This window comes from Streptomyces sp. NPDC058637 (assembly GCF_042717325.1).
GTDB lineage: Bacteria > Actinomycetota > Actinomycetes > Streptomycetales > Streptomycetaceae > Streptomyces.
Genome location: NZ_JBHXRD010000019.1, coordinates 116,464 through 132,709, shown reverse-complemented (window position 1 = coordinate 132,709; position 16,246 = coordinate 116,464). Strand labels below are relative to the sequence as shown.

Here is a 16,246-nt window from a genome sequence, read left to right as displayed (position 1 = left end):
CGCATGGCCGAGACCCATGTCCTCTTCGTGGAGGACGACGACGTCATCCGTGAGGCCACCCAGCTCGCGCTGGAACGCGTCGGTTTCACGGTGACCGCCATGCCGGACGGGCTGCGGGGCCTGGAGGCCTTCCGGGCCGACCGCCCGGACATCGCGCTGCTCGATGTGATGGTGCCGGGGCTCGACGGGGTCAGCCTGTGCCGCCGTATCCGCGACGAGTCGACCGTGCCCGTGATCATGCTGTCGGCGCGGGCCGACTCGATCGATGTGGTGCTGGGGCTGGAGGCGGGGGCCGACGACTACGTCACGAAACCGTTCGACGGGGCGGTGCTGGTCGCCCGGATCCGCGCCGTGCTGCGCCGTTTCGGCCACGCCTCGGGCCCGGGCGGGCAGCCGGGCACCTCGGGCGGCCAGGCGCCAGGGGAGACGGACGGCGTCCTGGTCTTCGGCGACGTGGAGATCGACAGGGAGGGTATGGAGGTGCGCCGCGCGGGTGACCAGGTGGGTCTGACGCCGACCGAGATGCGCCTGCTGCTGGAGTTCTCCTCGGCACCCGGCACGGTGCTCTCCCGGGACAGGCTCCTGGAGCGGGTCTGGGACTACGGCTGGGGCGGTGACACCCGGGTCGTGGACGTCCATGTGCAGCGGCTGCGCACCAAGATCGGGCAGGACCGGATCGAGACGGTCCGGGGCTTCGGTTACAAGCTCCGCGCATGACGCGGCTCGCACTGCGGACCGGTGTCCGCTGGAAGATCAGCATCGCGATCGCCGCGGTCGGCGCACTCATCGCCCTGGCCCTGAGCCTCGTCGTCCACAACGCCGCGCGCGTCTCGATGCTGGAGAACGCCCGCGAGGTCCAGCTGGAGCGTCTCCTCTTCGCCCAGCGGCTGTACGAGGCGTCGAACACGCAGAAGCCGTCGCCCAAGTTCGGCGCCGAGCTCAACGACCGCAGGCTGCCGGCCGGCCTGCGCGACCAGGTCCGGGACAACCGGCGTGCCACCCATGTCGACGAGGACGCCGACGGTGTGCCCGACGTCTGGGCGGCCGTGCCGCTGGCCAACGGGGACGTCCTGTCGCTGCACACCCGGTTCGCCGACCACAGTGCCACGATCATGGACGACCTCGACCGGGCGCTGATCATCGGCTCGGTCTCGGCCGTCTTCGGGGGTTCCGCGCTGGGGGTCCTGATCGGCGGCCAGCTGTCCCGCAGGCTCCGCAAGGCGGCTGCGGCGGCCGGGAAGGTCGCCCAGGGCAACACGGACGTGCGGGTACGGGAGGCCGTCGGCGGTGTCGTACGGGACGAGACCGATGAGCTGGCGCGAGCGGTGGACGCTCTCACGGACGCGCTGAACGAACGGATCGAGGCGGAGCGCCGGGTCACCGCGGACATCGCCCACGAGCTGCGCACACCGGTGACCGGGCTGCTCACGGCCGCCGAGCTGCTGCCGCCCGGCAGGCCCACGGAGCTCGTACGGGACCGGGCCCAGGCGCTGCGGACCCTGGTCGAGGACGTGCTCGAAGTGGCCCGGCTGGACAGTGCGTCGGAACGGGCCGAGCTGCAGGAACTGCCGCTGGGCGAGTTCGTCAGCCGGCGGGTCGGTCTGCTGAGGCCGGAGATCACGGTCCAGGTGGTGCACGAGTCGTGGGTGTCCACGGATCCGCGGCGCCTGGAGCGCATCCTGGGCAATCTCCTGGGGAACGCCGCCAAGCACGGGTCGGGGCCGGTCGAGGTGACGGTCGAGGGCCGGGTGGTGCGGATCCGCGACCACGGGCCCGGCTTCCCCGAGGCGCTGCTGCGGGACGGACCGAGCCGGTTCCGTACCGGCAGCACGGACCGGGCCGGAGACGGTCACGGCCTGGGGCTGACGATCGCGACCGGTCAGGCCCGGGTCCTCGGCGCCCGTCTGACCTTCCGCAACGCCGCACCCGCCGGTGCCGCGGACGGCGCGGGCGGCGCGGTCGCCGTGCTGTGGCTGCCGGAGCACGCACCGACGGCCACCGGGAGCTTCCCCGTCCTGCGGCAGGCGGACTGAACCCGCGCGGACGTGGAAGGGCTTCGCGGACGCGGAGGAACCCCGGCGATACGGAAGGGCCCGGAGGCGGGATTCGCCTCCGGGCCCTTCCGTGGCGCCATCAAGCACCGGGTCATCGCCCTGCTGGACCTGCTCAAGGAACCCGACGCCCCGCTCACCGAACAGGTGCGCCGCTTCACCGCACTCCTCGCGATGCACGCGGGCATGCCGGCCCTCAGGGACGTCGAAGGCGACCCCGGGGAGAAGCGCAAGGCTGCTCCCGGGGTCGCCGTCGAACTGGTGACCAAGGCCCATGACCCGGGCCCTGCCGCTCAGGGCGTCTGTCAGATGTGGACGTGCTCGGACTTCAGGTACGAGACCGGGTTGATCGCCGAGCCGTAGTTCGGGGAGGTCCGGATCTCGAAGTGGAGGTGCGGGCCGCTGGAGTTTCCGGTGTTGCCGGACAGGGCGATCTTCTCGCCCGTCTTCACGCGGTCGCCGACATTCACCTCGATCTTCGACAGGTGCGCGTACTGCGAGTACTTGCCGTTGGAGTGCTTGATCACGATGGCGTTGCCGTACGCGGGACCGTCGCCGCCGCCGTTCGGGCCGGCCTTGACGACCCGGCCGGAGTGCGCGGCCTCGACCTTGGTGCCGATCGGCACCGCGAAGTCCTGGCCGGAGTGCTTGCTGGCCCAGCGGTCGCCGCCGGTGCCGTAGGTCGCGCTCAGCACGTAGTGGTTGACCGGGGCCTCCCACGACTTGGCCTTCTTCTTCGCGGCCGCGGCCTTCTTCTTGGCTGCGGCCTTCTTGTCGGCCTTCTTTTCCGCGGCGGACATCTTGGCCGCGTCGGCGGCCTTGCTCTGGGCGGTCGCCTGCTGGGCGACGGAGTCGGCGGTGGCCGCGCCGGCGAGGGCCGCGGTGCCCGCGGTGCCCGTCGTGCCGGACGCGAACGCCGCGCCCGCGCCGAACACCATCGACGCACCCAGGCCGGCGGCCACGACGGCGCCACTGACGCGGGACATGGACGGGCGGCGGGAGTGCTGGAACGTAACGCGCTTCGACATGCGGGGTGAACCTCCGGGGTGACTGGACCCAGTGCTCGGACCGGGCTTGCTCCACCTTGGTAACCCGCACCCCGGGCAACACTCAAACCCCCCATCTACGATCAAAAGCCGTAGATACCCTCCGGGGAATTCACCGTCGCCCTCTGCGCCCGACGCTCCGAGAACCCGCCTGGATCAGTTTCCCGGATCAGGTTTAACCCCAGAACGAAAGCCCCCTTATCGGACACAGGGCGGCGATCCGGGCGTATCAACCCGCCATGCCGAAGGTCCCGCCACGCTGCGGGGCCAAGGTCCCTTGAGCGATCAATGACTTTGCTCCTACCGCGCGTAGTAGGCCTCCGAAGGGCTGTGCGCCTTGTCACCGCCGGTGGGACCAAAGACCTTCCGTTTCGGGACCTCCCGCGCAGGGCGGACGGCGGCTCCCCGGGCGCGGGACGCGGCCCCCCGGAATCTCCCGGATCACGCGGTAGAGGGCCGGATCGGGCCGGTTCACGCCCCGATCGGCACCGGGGCGGGCCCCCCGCAGGCGCACCATGTGCGCATACGCGGCTGCCGGAGCCGGGCAGGGCGGCGCGGTGCGACCTAGGTCGGCGCAGGGGCGGCGGGCCACCTGAACCCTCACCACACCGAGGGCACGCCGCTCTCGCGGCGGGTCCGGGCAAGCCGCCTGAGCTCGGAGTGTGGAGTGCCGGAGTCGGTACCCCTTGGGTGGGCGGGTCCGGGGCAGGCGCCCGCACCGCGAGGGGCAGCCTCCGGACCTGGCTGATACGCCCATGACACCGCGCGGACGCAGTCAGGCCGACCCCGACGGGCCCACCACGAGCGCCCGGCGTGCCGCCGCGCCCTTGCCCGGCACAGCGGCGGCACGTTGGCGGCGCTACCCCCGCAGACCCAGCGCGCGCCTCCCACGGGGTTTGCCGCCCCACCTCGGCCCAGCCACCCCACCCGACGCTCCCGCCCGGGGCAGGCGCCTCACCCCGTACCCCGTCGGCAGGCGCACCGCCCGCCCGCCCAGGAACAGGAGGCACCCCGCACCGCCCGGAACCGAGCAGCAGGCCCCCTCAGCGCGAGGATCCGGGGCCGCCCGCCCCCGGGCAGGCACCGACACCACGTGTAAGGGCGCCGTCCTGCCCTCCGCCCCGGACAGGCGTTCGGACGAAGAACCCGGCCCGGCCACAAGCCCCGCACCGCCTCACGCCCCGAAGGCCGCCCTCACCCCCGTGGGCCCCAGGACACGGAAATGGGGCTGCCCCGGACCGTGAACCGGTCCGGGGCAGCCCCACACGCTCAGGCGCTACGCGCCCTACGCTTCCTTCGTCAGGTTCGGGCCGGCGCCGCCTGCCGCCTGCTCGATCGGCGGGACGTCGGGCAGTGCCGACTTCTCCTCGCCGCGGAACGAGAACTTCTTCTCGTCCCCCTCACCCTCGGTGCCCACGACCACGATGTGACCGGGGCGCAGCTCACCGAAGAGGATCTTCTCGGAGAGGATGTCCTCGATCTCGCGCTGGATCGTCCGGCGCAGCGGCCGGGCGCCCATCACGGGGTCGTAGCCCTTCTTCGCCAGGAGCGACTTGGCGTCGGGGCTGAGCTCCAGACCCATGTCGCGGTCCTTGAGGCGCTCATCCACCTTGTCGACCATCAGGTCGACGATCTGGATGATGTCTTCCTCGGTGAGCTGGTGGAAGACGACCGTGTCGTCGACACGGTTGAGGAACTCGGGCCGGAAGTGCTGCTTGAGCTCTTCGTTGACCTTGACCTTCATCCGCTCGTAGTTCGTCTTCACGTCACCCTGGGCGGCGAAGCCCAGGTTGAAGCCCTTGGAGATGTCCCGGGTCCCGAGGTTGGTCGTCATGATGATGACCGTGTTCTTGAAGTCCACGACCCGGCCCTGGGAGTCGGTCAGGCGACCGTCTTCCAGAATCTGGAGCAGGGAATTGAAGATATCGGGGTGGGCCTTCTCGACCTCGTCGAAGAGAACGACGGAGAACGGCTTGCGGCGCACCTTCTCGGTGAGCTGGCCACCCTCCTCGTAACCCACGTATCCGGGGGGCGAGCCGAAGAGACGCGAAACGGTGTGCTTCTCGCTGAACTCCGACATGTCGAGGGAGATCAGCGCGTCCTCGTCGCCGAAGAGGAATTCGGCGAGCGTCTTGGAGAGCTCGGTCTTACCGACACCGGACGGACCGGCGAAGATGAACGAACCACCGGGACGCTTCGGGTCCTTCAGGCCTGCTCGCGTACGGCGGATCGCCTGCGAGAGGGCCTTGATGGCGTCCTTCTGACCGATGACGCGCTTGTGGAGCTCGTCCTCCATGCGCAGCAGACGGGAGGACTCCTCCTCCGTCAGCTTGAAGACCGGAATACCCGTGGCCGTGGCCAGGACTTCGGCGATGAGCTCGCCGTCGACCTCCGCCACGACGTCCATGTCGCCGGCCTTCCACTCCTTCTCCCGCTTGGCCTTCGCCGCCAGCAGCTGCTTCTCCTTGTCACGGAGGGAAGCTGCCTTCTCGAAGTCCTGGGAGTCGATCGCCGACTCCTTGTCGCGGCGGACACCCGCGATCTTCTCGTCGAACTCGCGGAGGTCCGGCGGCGCGGTCATCCGGCGGATGCGCATCCGGGAACCGGCCTCGTCGATCAGGTCGATCGCCTTGTCCGGCAGGAAGCGGTCCGAGATGTAGCGGTCGGCCAGGGTGGCGGCCTGGACCAGCGCCTCGTCCGTGATGGAGACCCGGTGGTGGGCCTCGTAACGGTCGCGCAGGCCCTTGAGGATCTCGATGGTGTGCGGCAGCGACGGCTCCGCGACCTGGATGGGCTGGAAGCGGCGCTCCAGCGCCGCGTCCTTCTCCAGGTGCTTGCGGTACTCGTCGAGCGTGGTGGCGCCGATGGTCTGGAGCTCGCCTCGCGCCAGCATGGGCTTGAGGATGCTCGCCGCGTCGATCGCGCCCTCGGCGGCACCCGCACCGACCAGGGTGTGGAGCTCGTCGATGAACAGGATGATGTCGCCGCGGGTGCGGATCTCCTTGAGGACCTTCTTCAGGCGCTCCTCGAAGTCACCGCGGTAGCGGGAACCGGCGACCAGCGCACCGAGGTCGAGGGTGTAGAGGTGCTTGTCCTTGAGGGTCTCGGGCACCTCGCCCTTGACGATGGCCTGCGCCAGGCCCTCGACGACCGCCGTCTTGCCGACGCCGGGCTCGCCGATGAGGACCGGGTTGTTCTTGGTGCGGCGGGACAGCACCTGCATGACCCGCTCGATCTCCTTCTCGCGCCCGATGACCGGGTCGAGCTTGGATTCACGAGCGGCCTGGGTGAGATTCCGGCCGAACTGGTCGAGCACCAGGGACGTGGAGGGCGTGCCCTCCGCGGGGCCGCCCGCCGTGGCCGCCTCCTTGCTTCCCGAGTACCCGGAGAGCAGCTGGATGACCTGCTGCCGCACCCGGTTCAGGTCGGCGCCCAGCTTCACGAGGACCTGGGCTGCGACGCCCTCGCCCTCGCGGATCAGGCCGAGCAGGATGTGCTCGGTGCCGATGTAGTTGTGGCCGAGCTGAAGTGCCTCGCGGAGCGACAGCTCCAGGACCTTCTTGGCCCGGGGAGTGAAGGGGATGTGTCCGGACGGGGCCTGCTGGCCCTGACCGATGATCTCCTCCACCTGCTGGCGGACCGCCTCGAGCGAAATCCCGAGGCTCTCCAGGGCCTTAGCGGCGACACCCTCACCCTCGTGGATCAGGCCCAGGAGGATGTGCTCGGTGCCGATGTAGTTGTGGTTGAGCATCCGGGCTTCTTCCTGAGCCAGGACGACAACCCGCCGCGCGCGGTCGGTGAACCTCTCGAACATCGTTAATCGCTCCTCAGAGCGGTCAGGCAGTAAGGGGTCGGTCCCCTCCCTGTCCTTCCGCAGCTTAGTCCCGCAGGCGGGGACCGCTCATTTCAACTGCCGACACCCGCGATGGCCTCCTGCCCCGAACGCCGACAACTGCTCCAACCCGATGGTGCGAGACGATGTTCCCGCAGGCCAGGCAGATAGCCCTTTCGCCAGTACGCCGATGGCGAACGTGAGACGTTTTTGCCCGCGTGTCGCCCCTTCCCACTAGGGATGTCTTACCCGCACTCACTGACAGTCCATGCGGCGCACCCCCGTTCCCTCCGCTACGGGCGAACAACTTCGCGCTGCCGAATGCCCCCGTACGCCCCCAACACGGACACGTTGCGCGATCGATCACTGACGACGCGTAACTCCGGGGCCGGTCCGACGGTTCATCGGACATGGCTGCCGCCCTCGTCCCGACCCCCCGCTCGTCGCCGGAATCCGACGACGGGTCGCAGTGGTACGCACAGGAGCTCGGCTGGCACACGGCGGGGACCTCGCCCGTACGGCTGCTGACGGGGCTTCGCTTCGACGTTCTGGAGCTGCCCGCGGCGGTGGGTCACGCCGTGCTGCGCCGGGTCGGCCGCACCGGGCCCGTGGCACTCGCCGGGCGGCGGATGCGGCTGCTGGTGGCCGCGGGAAGCGCCGACGAGCTGCCCGGACTGCTCGACTGGCTGGAGTGGGGCGGAATCGCTCTCGCCCTGGCCGGCATCGGCACGGGCGGGCACATCACGGCTCCGGTACCGCCCGGCAGGGCGGGAGGCTCGCCGGGGGCCGCGTTCTGGCTGCGGCCCCCCGAACCGCACCAGGAGGTGGAGCTGTCGCTCCCGGCCCTGGCCGGCCTCGGGAGCAGGGGTGGGGATACTCCCGATCTCGTACGACTCGTGGACGCGGCGGCAACGGAATGCCACCGGGCCCGACTGGCGCATGCCCGGACGCACCTGCTGGCCGCTCGGCCGACAGGTCAGCCGTTGGCCTTCTCGTAAGCCTCACGGATCTCGGCCGGAACGCGACCGCGGTCATTCACATTGTGACCGTTCTCGCGCGCCCACTTACGGATCTCCGCAGTGTCCTTGTTGCCACCGGCCACGGCGCGGCCCTTGCCACGGCCGGTCGCGGCGCGACCACCGGTGCGACGGCCACTCTTGGCGTACGGCTCAAGAAGACTACGCAGCTTGTCCGCGTTGGTCGTGGTGAGGTCGATCTCGTAGGTCTTGCCATCCAGAGCGAACGTCACTGTCTCGTCCGCCTCGCCACCGTCGAGGTCGTCAACAAGAAGGACCTGAACCTTCTGTGCCACCGGATTTCCTTTCATCGAAAATGCAGTACGCGGAAAGGAAACCGCTTTTCTCCGGAAAACACAAACCCCTGGGAGAGGTCGAGGAGTGCAAGAACACGGGAAACATGCGCGATTCGGACATAGGGATCGGGGTTCTTCCACCGTTCACAGGTGCAGAAGCATCCGGCTGTTGCCCAAGGTGTTCGGCTTCACTCGTTCGAGACCGAGGAACTCGGCAACACCCTCGTCATAGGAACGCAGCAGCTCGCTGTAGACATCTCCGTCGACGGGCGTCTCCCCGATCTCCGTGAACCCGTGCTTCGCGAAGAAGTCCACTTCGAAGGTGAGACAGAAAACCCGGCGGACGCCGAGCCAGCGCGCGGTCTGCAAGAGCTTGTCCAGAACTTGGTGCCCTACTCCCGCACCCTTGATGCTGTGATCGACGGCGAGAGTACGCACTTCGGCGAGGTCTTCCCACATCACATGCAGTGCGCCGCAGCCGATGACCCGGGCGTCCTCGTCCCGTTCGGCGACCCAGAACTCCTGGATGTCCTCGTAAAGCGTCACCGTCGCTTTGTCGAGCAGGATGCCTTCGGAGACGTACCCGTCAAGGAGAGCGCGGACGGACGCCACATCACTCGTCCTGGCCCGGCGGACTGTGATGGCCTGCCTATTTACCGACGGGTCGGTATGAAAATCCGTATGCGGCTCGGTTTGCGGCTCGGTTTGCGGCAGCTCTGAGGACATGCCCTGACGCTATCGCCCGGTCTCCGGCTGCGCTTCATCGGCCGGGGCCCGGTCGCCGGACGGCTCGGGGAAGGTGGGGGCGACGATGCGCATCGCATCCTGCAGCGCCTCGCGCTGCTCGGCGGACATCATGCCGAAGAAGGCGACCAAGGCCGCCGCGGGGTTGTCGCTGCGCGACCAGGCCTCGTTCATCAGCGCGGCCGAGTAGGCGGCCCGGGTGGAGACCGCCGTATATCGATAGGCACGCCCGTCCACTTCTCGGCGCACCCAGCCCTTCTGATGGAGATTGTCCATTACCGTCATGACGGTCGTGTATGCGATGGAGCGCTCCTGCTGAAGATCTTCGAGAACTTCCCGCACGGTGACCGGACGGTTCCATTGCCAGACCCGTGTCATCACGGCGTCTTCCAGCTCTCCCAATTGGCGCGGCACAGCCTCACCTTAGTGCTAGATGTCTGGAATGAGGCATTTATGGGGTGCGAAAAGGGCGCACAGCCCCTGGGGAGCCGTGCGCCCTTCGCGCTCGGGTCGGGTCAGACGCCTTCGGGCCGCGGGGCCTGCTGTCCCGTTTCGGCACGGGCGATCGCCGCGTCCACGGCGGCGTCCTCCTTCGCCTTGTTCGGTCCGCCCTGACTCTTGATGATCGTCACGACAAGACCGATGAAGAAGGCGGCCATCACCACGGGGGGCACGAGCGCGGATACGTAGTCCATGCCGCCCAGGGTATCGAGCCCGGCATTCCGGTCCCTCGCGGGCACCCCCGGCGCGGCGTGTCCTTCCGGGGCCCCGCGCCCCCTCAGGACGCGGCGCGCTCCTCCGGAGCGGGCGCCGGCGCGGGACGGCGGCGGGGCGGGAAGACCTCGGAGGGCTTGGGCATCGGCCGTTCACCCGGGGCCGCCGGGCGGGCCGGCGGTGCGGGCCGGGCAGGGACTGCCGGACGCTCGGTCTCCTCGGCCGCGACCAGGCCGCCCGGCAGGGCCAGTAGCCGGGCGCGTGGCGCCGGCGCCGTGACGGACACCGCGCGTCCGGCGAGGCGGGCCCGCACCGAGCGCTCGGCGAGCACCTGGCAGCGCTCCAGAAGGGCCGCGGCGACCGGTCCGGCGCGCAGGGCGCGCAGGGCCGCGAGGTCGTCGGGGCGAGGGTCGTAACCGGCGGCGAGGGCGTCCTGGAGGAGCTCCAGGTAGCCGCTGCGCGAGCCGGGGAGCGCTTCGCGGTAGCGGGCGAGATCGGCGAGGAGGAACGCGCGCAGCCGGCCGGCCTCGCTCACCACCTCGTCCACCGCACCCGCGAGGCGCAGGCAGTCCTGGACGTCGTCTTCCGGCAGGGGCGTGGGGTGGAGGGCGTTGGCGAGGGCACGTCGGAGCACCCGCAGCTCGTCCGCACCGAACGCCATGCCGCCGCGTGATCCGTAGGGCGTGGGCATGGCGCGACAATACGTGCTAAATGGACAAAATCCGCTTAACTGGCCGCTCGGCGGCGCGGCGCACTCCGTCGCGCCGCCGAGCCGTTCCCGCAGGTGACCGCGGGTGCCCGTCGGCGCGTCCTACATCCGGGCGATGTTGCGCTCGTAGACGAGACGCAGTCCGATGAGTGTCAGCCAGGGCTCGTGCTCGTCGATGACGGAGGACTCGCCCAACACCATCGGAGCAAGACCGCCGGTCGCGATCACGGTGACCTCGTCGGGGTCGGCCGCCAGCTCCTTCTTCATGCGCTCGACCACGCCGTCGATCTGGCCCGCGAAGCCGTACACGATGCCGGACTGCATGGCTTCGACGGTGTTCTTGCCGATCACGCTGCGCGGCCTGGCCAGCTCGATCTTGCGGAGCTGGGCGCCCTTCACCCCGAGGGCCTCCACCGAGATCTCGATGCCGGGCGCGATCACCCCGCCCGTGTACTCGCCGCGGGCGGAGACCGCGTCGAAGGTGGTGGCCGTGCCGAGGTCGACGACGATCGCCGGGCCGCCGTAGAGCTCGACGGCGGCGACCGCGTTGATGATGCGGTCCGCGCCGACCTCCTTCGGGTTGTCCGTCAGGACCGGGACGCCCGTCTTGATGCCCGGTTCCACCAGGATCGCCGGGACATCGCCGTAGTAGCGGCGGGTGACCTCGCGGAGCTCGTGCAGCACGGCGGGGACGGTCGAGCAGATCGCGATGCCCTCGATGCCGTCTCCGAGCTCGACCCCGAGCAGCGGGTGCATGCCCATGAGGCCCTGCAGCAGCACGGCGAGCTCGTCGGCGGTGCGGCGGGCGTCGGTGGAGATCCGCCAGTGCTCGACGATCTCCTCACCGTCGAACAGGCCGAGGACCGTGTGCGAGTTGCCGACGTCGATGGTGAGCAGCATCAGGCGCCGGTCCCGTCGGCGTCGCGGAAGTCCAGGCCGATGTCGAGGATCGGCGAGGAGTGCGTGAGCGCGCCCACGGCCAGGTAGTCGACGCCCGCCTCGGCGTAGGCACGTGCCGAGTCGAGGGTCAGCCGGCCGGAGGACTCCAGCACCGCACGGCCGCCGACGAGGGCGACCGCCTCCTCGGTCTCCAAGAGGGTGAAGTTGTCCAGCAGGATCAGGTCGGCGCCCGCGTCGAGCACCTCGCCGACCTGCTCCAGGGTGTCGACCTCGACCTCGATCGGAAGCTCCGGGAACGCCTCCCTGACCCGCCTGAACGCCTCTCCCACGCCGCCCGCCGCGATCACGTGGTTGTCCTTGACCAGGGCCGCGTCCACGAGCGACATGCGGTGGTTGACGCCGCCGCCGCAGCGCACCGCGTACTTCTCCAGGGCGCGCAGCCCGGGAGTGGTCTTGCGGGTGTCGCGGACCTCGGCCCTGGTGCCTTCGAGCACGTCCGCCCAGGCACGCGTCGCCGTCGCGATCCCGGAGAGCCGGCAGAGCAGGTTGAGCGCACTGCGCTCGCCGGTGAGCAGGTCACGGGTGCGGGTGGTGACGGTGAGCAGCTTCTGGCCGGGCACCACGCGGTCGCCGTCCTCGACGTGGCGCTCGACCTCGAACTCGTCCGTACAGACGATGGACAGGACGGCCTCGGCCACGCGCAGACCCGCGACGACACCGGCCTCGCGGGCGGTGAAGTCACCGGTCGCGACGTCCTCCTCGGGGACGGTCGCCACGGTCGTGACGTCCACCCCGCCGTCGAGGTCCTCCTCGATCGCGACATGGGCGATGTCCTCGACCTGGACGGGGTCCAGACCGGCCTCGGCCAGCAGTTGGGCCAGCGCGGGGTCCAGGCCGCACTCCAGGCCGTCCGGGTCGTAGCCGTCGCCGCAGCCGCAGTCGTCGCCGCAGCCGCCCCCGGACGCGGCGGGCGCGCCGATCTGGATCAGCGGTACGTCCACGGGTGTGGGACGCGGGTTCTCTTCGGGCGTGCTCACGGTTACGGCTCCTCGGGGGCGTCGGCGGGGTGGTTCGGGGGGCTGGTGGGTACGGCGAAGTCTGCTGAATCCCCGGGGCGTACGGGCGGGAACGCCGAATCGTCGGTCCGGTGGACCACCGGGCCGCGGTCCGGGGCCAGCCGGACGACGAGGTGCCTGCGCCATTCGGCGTCGTCACGGTCGGGCCGGTCCTCGCGCCAGTGGCAGCCGCGGGTCTCCTCGCGCTGCCGGGCCGCGGCGACCAGCACCCGCGAGACGAGGAGCAGGTTGGTGGCCTCCCAGGCCTCCACACCGGGCACGGCGTCCTTGGGGCCGTCCACCTCGGCGTCCGCGGCGTCGGAGGCCCGCCGCTGCAGGGCCTCCAGCTCCTGTGCGGCGGCGGCGAGGCTGTCGGCGGAACGGATCACTCCGGCGCCCCGGGTCATGATCCGCTGGATCTCGGTCCGGGACTCGGCGGTGAGCAGCGGGACGGGCGCCCGGCCGGTGGCCGTCACGGCCTCGGCCCGCTGCCTGCCGGACCGGGTTACGTCCGCCACGACGTCCGCCGCGATGCGCTCGGCGAAGACCAGCCCCTCCAGGAGGGAGTTGGACGCCAGCCGGTTCGCGCCGTGCACGCCCGTGCAGGCGACCTCGCCGCAGGCGTACAGGCCGGGGACCGTCGTACGGCCCCGGAGGTCCGTCCGGACGCCGCCCGAGGCGTAGTGCGCGGCCGGGGCCACCGGGATGGGTTCGGTGACCGGGTCGATGCCGTGGGAGCGGCAGGCGGCCAGGATCGTCGGGAAGCGCTGCTCCCACATCCCGGCGCCGAAGTGGCGGGCGTCGAGGTACATGTGCTCGGTGCCCTGGAGGTGCGTCTGGCGGGTGATGGCCTTGGCGACGATGTCGCGCGGGGCCAGCTCGGCCAGCTCGTGCTGACCGACCATGAAGCGCGTACCCGACGCGTCGACGAGGTGGGCGCCCTCTCCGCGTACCGCTTCCGACACCAGCGGCTGCTGGCCCTCGGAGTCGGAGCCGAGGAACAGGACGGTGGGGTGGAACTGGACGAATTCGAGGTCGGAGACCTCCGCGCCCGCGCGCAGCGCCAGTGCCACCCCGTCGCCGGTGGAGACCGGCGGATTGGTGGTGGCGGAGAAGACCTGGCCCATGCCGCCGGTGGCGAGGACCACCGCGGGGGCGTGGACGGCGCCGACGCCGTCGTGCTGGCCCTCTCCCATGACGTGCAGGGTGACGCCGGCGGTACGGCCTTCGGCGTCGGTCAGCAGGTCGAGGACCAGGGCGTTCTCCACCGTGTGCAGCGCTGCCGAGCGGACCGCCTCGACCAGGGCGCGGGAGATCTCGGCGCCCGTGGCGTCACCGCCCGCGTGCGCGATGCGGCGGCGGTGGTGGCCGCCCTCTCGCGTCAGGGCGATGTCACCGGCGTCGGTGGTGTCGAAGTGCGCGCCGGTCTCGATCAGCCTGCGTACGGCGTCGGGGCCTTCGGTCACGAGGGTCCGCACCGCTGTCTCGTCGCACAGTCCCGCCCCGGCGACCAGGGTGTCGTCGAGGTGCTGCTCGGGGGTGTCGCCCTCGCCGAGGGCCGCCGCGATGCCGCCCTGTGCCCAGCGGGTGGAGCCGTCGTCGAGGCGTGCCTTGGTGACGACGACCGTGGCGAGGCCCGCCGCGGCGCAGCGCAGGGCGGTGGTGAGACCGGCCACGCCGGAGCCGACCACGACGACGTCCGCGTCGATGGCCCAGCCGGGGGCGGGGGCGGTCAGCCGTATTCCGGTCACGTGAGGGCTCCGAGGGTCAGCGGGATGTTGTCGATCAGGCGGGTGGCGCCCACCCGCGCCGCCACGGCGAGGACCGCCTCGCCGCTGTCCCGGTCGTCGGGGATCTCGGTGAAGTCCGCCGGGTCCACGAGGGCCAGGTAGTCCAGGACGAGCGGGACGTCCTCCTGGGCCGCCTCGTCCAGGACGGCTTGCGCGGCGGCCCGGACCGCGGCGGGCCCGACGGTCGGCCTGGCCAGTGCCACCGCCTGCGTGTCGGCCGCCGCGCGGGCCTCTCCGAGGCGGGTGAGCGCGGCGGCCCGGCCGTCGCGCCGGGGGACGGTACGGGCGCGGGCGTGCAGGGCCTGCTGGGCGGCCAGCCGGTCGCGGGCCGCGAACAGGGCCTTGGACAGGGCGAGCGCCGTGCGGCGTTCGTCGGCGGAGAGGAAACGGTTGCGGCTGGAGAGCGCGAGGCCGTCCGGGTCGCGGACCGTGGGCACGGCGACGATGTCGATGCCGAAGTCGAGATCGCGCGCCATGCGGCGGACCAGGGCCAGCTGCTGGGCGTCCTTCTGCCCGTAGAACGCCGCGTCGGGCCGGGTGAGGTGGAGGAGTTTGGCGACGACGGTGAGCATGCCGTCGAAGTGCCCGGGGCGCGAGGAGCCCTCCAGCCGCTCGCCCATCGGGCCGGCGGTGATCCGGACCTGCGGTTCCCCGCCGGGGTAGACCTCCTCGGCCGAGGGTGCGAAGACCGCGTCGGCGCCGGCCTCCGTGGCGAGGGCGAGGTCGGCCTCCAGGGTGCGGGGGTAGCGGTCGAGGTCGGCGGCCTCACCGAACTGGAGCGGGTTGACGAAGACCGTGACGACGACCTGGCCGTCGGGTCCGGCGGCGGCCCGTGCCGAACGGATCAGGGTGGCGTGCCCCTGGTGGAGGGCGCCCATCGTCATGACGACGGCGCGCCGTGCCTCGGTGGGCCGTGCGAAGGCGTGCAGTTCCCCGGCGGTGCGCAGCAGGGTGGCGGGTGCGGTGGTCATCGGTTCTCCCCCGGTCCGGACTCGTCCGTGCCGTGTGTTCCGTTCACCGTGTTCGCGCTGTCCGACAGGACGTCGAGGAGGTCCTCCGCGAACTCCGGCTTGAGCAGGCCGTGGGCGAGTGCCCGGTCGGCCGTGGTGCGTGCCATGGCGAGATATCCGGCCACCGCCTGCGGGGCGTGCGTGCGCAGCTCGCGGACGTGCGCGGCGACCGTGCCCGCGTCGCCACGGGCGACGGGGCCGGTCAGGGCCGCGTCGCCGGAGCGCAGGGCGTTGTCCAGCGCGGCCCCGAGCAGCGGGCCGAGCATCCTGTCGGGCGCGCCCACGCCGGCCTTGCCGAGCAGCTCCATGGACTGGGCGACCAGGGTGACCAGGTGGTTCGCGCCGAGGGCGAGCGCCGCGTGGTAGAGCGGGCGGGACTCCTCCGCGATCCATTCGGGCTCGCCGCCCATCTCGATGACGAGCGCCTCGGCGGCCAGCCTGAGCTCGTCCGGGGCGGTGACCCCGAAGGAGCAGCCCGCGAGCCGCTGGACGTCGACGGAGCCGCCGGTGAAGGTCATGGCCGGATGCAGGGCGAGCGGCAGTGCTCCGGCCCGCAGGGCGGGGTCGAGCACCTTCGTCCCGTACCGCCCGGAGGTGTGGACGATCAGCTGGCCCGGTCGCACGGCGCCGGTCTCGGCGAGGCCTTCGACCAGACCGGGCAGCGCGTCGTCGGGGACGGTCAGCAGGACGAGCTCGGCGCGGGCGAGAACCTCGGCCGGCGTCACGAGGGGTACGTCGGGGAGCAGGGCCGCGGCCCTGCGCACGGATGCGTCGGAGACGCCCGACACCGCCACCGGGCGGTGCCCGGCGAGCTGCAGCGAGGCGGCGAGGGCGGGGCCGACCCGTCCCGCGCCGACGACGCCGACGGTGAGGCGGGCGGGGCGGTCCCTCGCGTCGAGGGATTCCTTGGAAACTGATGCGTTCACGCGGCGACGGCCTTCCGTTCCAGTCCGCGGGGGGTACCGGACGATTCCTCTGCATGCTACGCCAGCGTTTCGCGGCACCTCGCGGCTGTCCACAGCCTGTGGGTAACTCCGGGCGGCGGTGGAAAACGGGGTGGGCGGTGCCGGCGGTCCGGGTGAT

The 16,246-nt window shown here is 71.2% G+C and carries 16 protein-coding genes; 4 read left to right on the top strand and 12 right to left on the bottom strand.

The features are described 5' to 3' along the window. Nucleotides 1–3 precede the first annotated feature (3 nt). From cseB to ACFWVP_RS20770, 3 genes are read left to right on the top strand one after another with little or no spacing between them, the layout of a single operon-like run. Nucleotides 4–717 (top strand): two-component system response regulator CseB, encoded by a 714-nt coding sequence (gene cseB, locus ACFWVP_RS20780; protein WP_384498575.1) that lies wholly within the window; start codon nt 4–6, stop codon nt 715–717. Continuing rightward, entirely contained in the window at nt 714–2,033 is a 1,320-nt protein-coding gene (cseC, locus tag ACFWVP_RS20775; protein ID WP_384498573.1) for a two-component system sensor histidine kinase CseC, read from the top strand. The genes cseB and cseC overlap by 4 nt, the downstream gene beginning before the upstream one ends. Nucleotides 2,034–2,045: 12 nt before the next feature. Then, on the top strand, nt 2,046–2,414 hold the full coding sequence (locus ACFWVP_RS20770) for a hypothetical protein (protein WP_384498571.1): 369 nt from the start codon (nt 2,046–2,048) through the stop codon (nt 2,412–2,414). On the opposite strand, the gene ACFWVP_RS20765 is transcribed toward ACFWVP_RS20770, so the two are convergent. Next, nucleotides 2,357–3,079 carry a M23 family metallopeptidase gene (locus ACFWVP_RS20765; protein WP_384498569.1) on the bottom strand — a complete coding sequence of 241 codons (723 nt, stop codon included), beginning with the start codon at nt 3,077–3,079 and terminating at the stop codon, nt 2,357–2,359. The two genes, ACFWVP_RS20770 and ACFWVP_RS20765, sit on opposite strands and share 58 nt — an antisense overlap. Nucleotides 3,080–4,382: 1,303 nt before the next feature. Beyond that, on the bottom strand, nt 4,383–6,911 hold the full coding sequence (locus ACFWVP_RS20760) for an ATP-dependent Clp protease ATP-binding subunit (RefSeq protein ID WP_384498567.1): 2,529 nt from the start codon (nt 6,909–6,911) through the stop codon (nt 4,383–4,385). Between the two features lie 428 nt (nt 6,912–7,339). Between ACFWVP_RS20760 and ACFWVP_RS20755 the strand changes: the two genes are divergently transcribed. Next, nucleotides 7,340–7,927: an SCO3374 family protein gene (locus tag ACFWVP_RS20755; RefSeq protein WP_384498566.1), complete on the top strand. Its 588-nt coding sequence runs from the start codon at nt 7,340–7,342 to the stop codon at nt 7,925–7,927. Here ACFWVP_RS20755 and ACFWVP_RS20750 read toward each other — a convergent pair. From ACFWVP_RS20750 to ACFWVP_RS20705, 10 genes are all read right to left on the bottom strand, one after another. After that, a complete protein-coding gene (locus ACFWVP_RS20750; protein ID WP_056793525.1) occupies nt 7,906–8,241 on the bottom strand; it encodes an Lsr2 family protein in 336 nt (111 codons plus the stop codon). The genes ACFWVP_RS20755 and ACFWVP_RS20750 overlap by 22 nt on opposite strands. 144 nt (nt 8,242–8,385) lie before the next feature. Then, nucleotides 8,386–8,967 (bottom strand): amino-acid N-acetyltransferase, encoded by a 582-nt coding sequence (locus tag ACFWVP_RS20745; protein WP_384498564.1) that lies wholly within the window; start codon nt 8,965–8,967, stop codon nt 8,386–8,388. 9 nt (nt 8,968–8,976) lie between these two features. Continuing rightward, on the bottom strand, nt 8,977–9,399 hold the full coding sequence (locus ACFWVP_RS20740) for a BlaI/MecI/CopY family transcriptional regulator (protein WP_384498562.1): 423 nt from the start codon (nt 9,397–9,399) through the stop codon (nt 8,977–8,979). Nucleotides 9,400–9,500: 101 nt separating this feature from the next. Then, nucleotides 9,501–9,680 (bottom strand): hypothetical protein, encoded by a 180-nt coding sequence (locus ACFWVP_RS20735; RefSeq protein WP_384498561.1) that lies wholly within the window; start codon nt 9,678–9,680, stop codon nt 9,501–9,503. 83 nt (nt 9,681–9,763) lie between these two features. Next, nucleotides 9,764–10,360: a hypothetical protein gene (locus tag ACFWVP_RS20730; protein ID WP_384498614.1), complete on the bottom strand. Its 597-nt coding sequence runs from the start codon at nt 10,358–10,360 to the stop codon at nt 9,764–9,766. 150 nt (nt 10,361–10,510) lie between these two features. Next, a complete protein-coding gene (locus ACFWVP_RS20725) occupies nt 10,511–11,308 on the bottom strand; it encodes a type III pantothenate kinase (RefSeq protein WP_384498559.1) in 798 nt (265 codons plus the stop codon). Then, on the bottom strand, nt 11,308–12,345 hold the full coding sequence (gene nadC, locus ACFWVP_RS20720; protein WP_384498557.1) for a carboxylating nicotinate-nucleotide diphosphorylase: 1,038 nt from the start codon (nt 12,343–12,345) through the stop codon (nt 11,308–11,310). Before nadC ends, ACFWVP_RS20725 begins: the two co-directional genes overlap by 1 nt. A 2-nt stretch (nt 12,346–12,347) precedes the next feature. Then, nucleotides 12,348–14,114: an L-aspartate oxidase gene (locus tag ACFWVP_RS20715; protein ID WP_384498555.1), complete on the bottom strand. Its 1,767-nt coding sequence runs from the start codon at nt 14,112–14,114 to the stop codon at nt 12,348–12,350. Beyond that, nucleotides 14,111–15,124, bottom strand: coding sequence for a pantoate--beta-alanine ligase (gene panC / locus ACFWVP_RS20710; protein WP_384498553.1), 1,014 nt, complete (start codon nt 15,122–15,124; stop codon nt 14,111–14,113). Before panC ends, ACFWVP_RS20715 begins: the two co-directional genes overlap by 4 nt. Beyond that, entirely contained in the window at nt 15,121–16,089 is a 969-nt protein-coding gene (locus ACFWVP_RS20705) for a Rossmann-like and DUF2520 domain-containing protein (protein WP_384498552.1), read from the bottom strand. Before ACFWVP_RS20705 ends, panC begins: the two co-directional genes overlap by 4 nt. Between the last annotated feature and the right edge of the window lie 157 nt (nt 16,090–16,246).

Coding starts and splice junctions, on each gene's coding strand:
- ACFWVP_RS20765 (WP_384498569.1), bottom strand. CDS start 3,079: ATGTCGAAGCGCGTTACGTTCCAGCACTCCCGCCGCCCGTCCATGTCC.
- ACFWVP_RS20725 (WP_384498559.1), bottom strand. CDS start 11,308: ATGCTGCTCACCATCGACGTCGGCAACTCGCACACGGTCCTCGGCCTG.
- ACFWVP_RS20730 (WP_384498614.1), bottom strand. CDS start 10,360: ATGGCGTTCGGTGCGGACGAGCTGCGGGTGCTCCGACGTGCCCTCGCC.
- ACFWVP_RS20760 (WP_384498567.1), bottom strand. CDS start 6,911: ATGTTCGAGAGGTTCACCGACCGCGCGCGGCGGGTTGTCGTCCTGGCT.
- ACFWVP_RS20755 (WP_384498566.1), top strand. CDS start 7,340: ATGGCTGCCGCCCTCGTCCCGACCCCCCGCTCGTCGCCGGAATCCGAC.
- panC (WP_384498553.1), bottom strand. CDS start 15,124: ATGACCACCGCACCCGCCACCCTGCTGCGCACCGCCGGGGAACTGCAC.
- ACFWVP_RS20735 (WP_384498561.1), bottom strand. CDS start 9,680: ATGGACTACGTATCCGCGCTCGTGCCCCCCGTGGTGATGGCCGCCTTC.
- cseB (WP_384498575.1), top strand. CDS start 4: ATGGCCGAGACCCATGTCCTCTTCGTGGAGGACGACGACGTCATCCGT.
- ACFWVP_RS20745 (WP_384498564.1), bottom strand. CDS start 8,967: ATGTCCTCAGAGCTGCCGCAAACCGAGCCGCAAACCGAGCCGCATACG.
- cseC (WP_384498573.1), top strand. CDS start 714: ATGACGCGGCTCGCACTGCGGACCGGTGTCCGCTGGAAGATCAGCATC.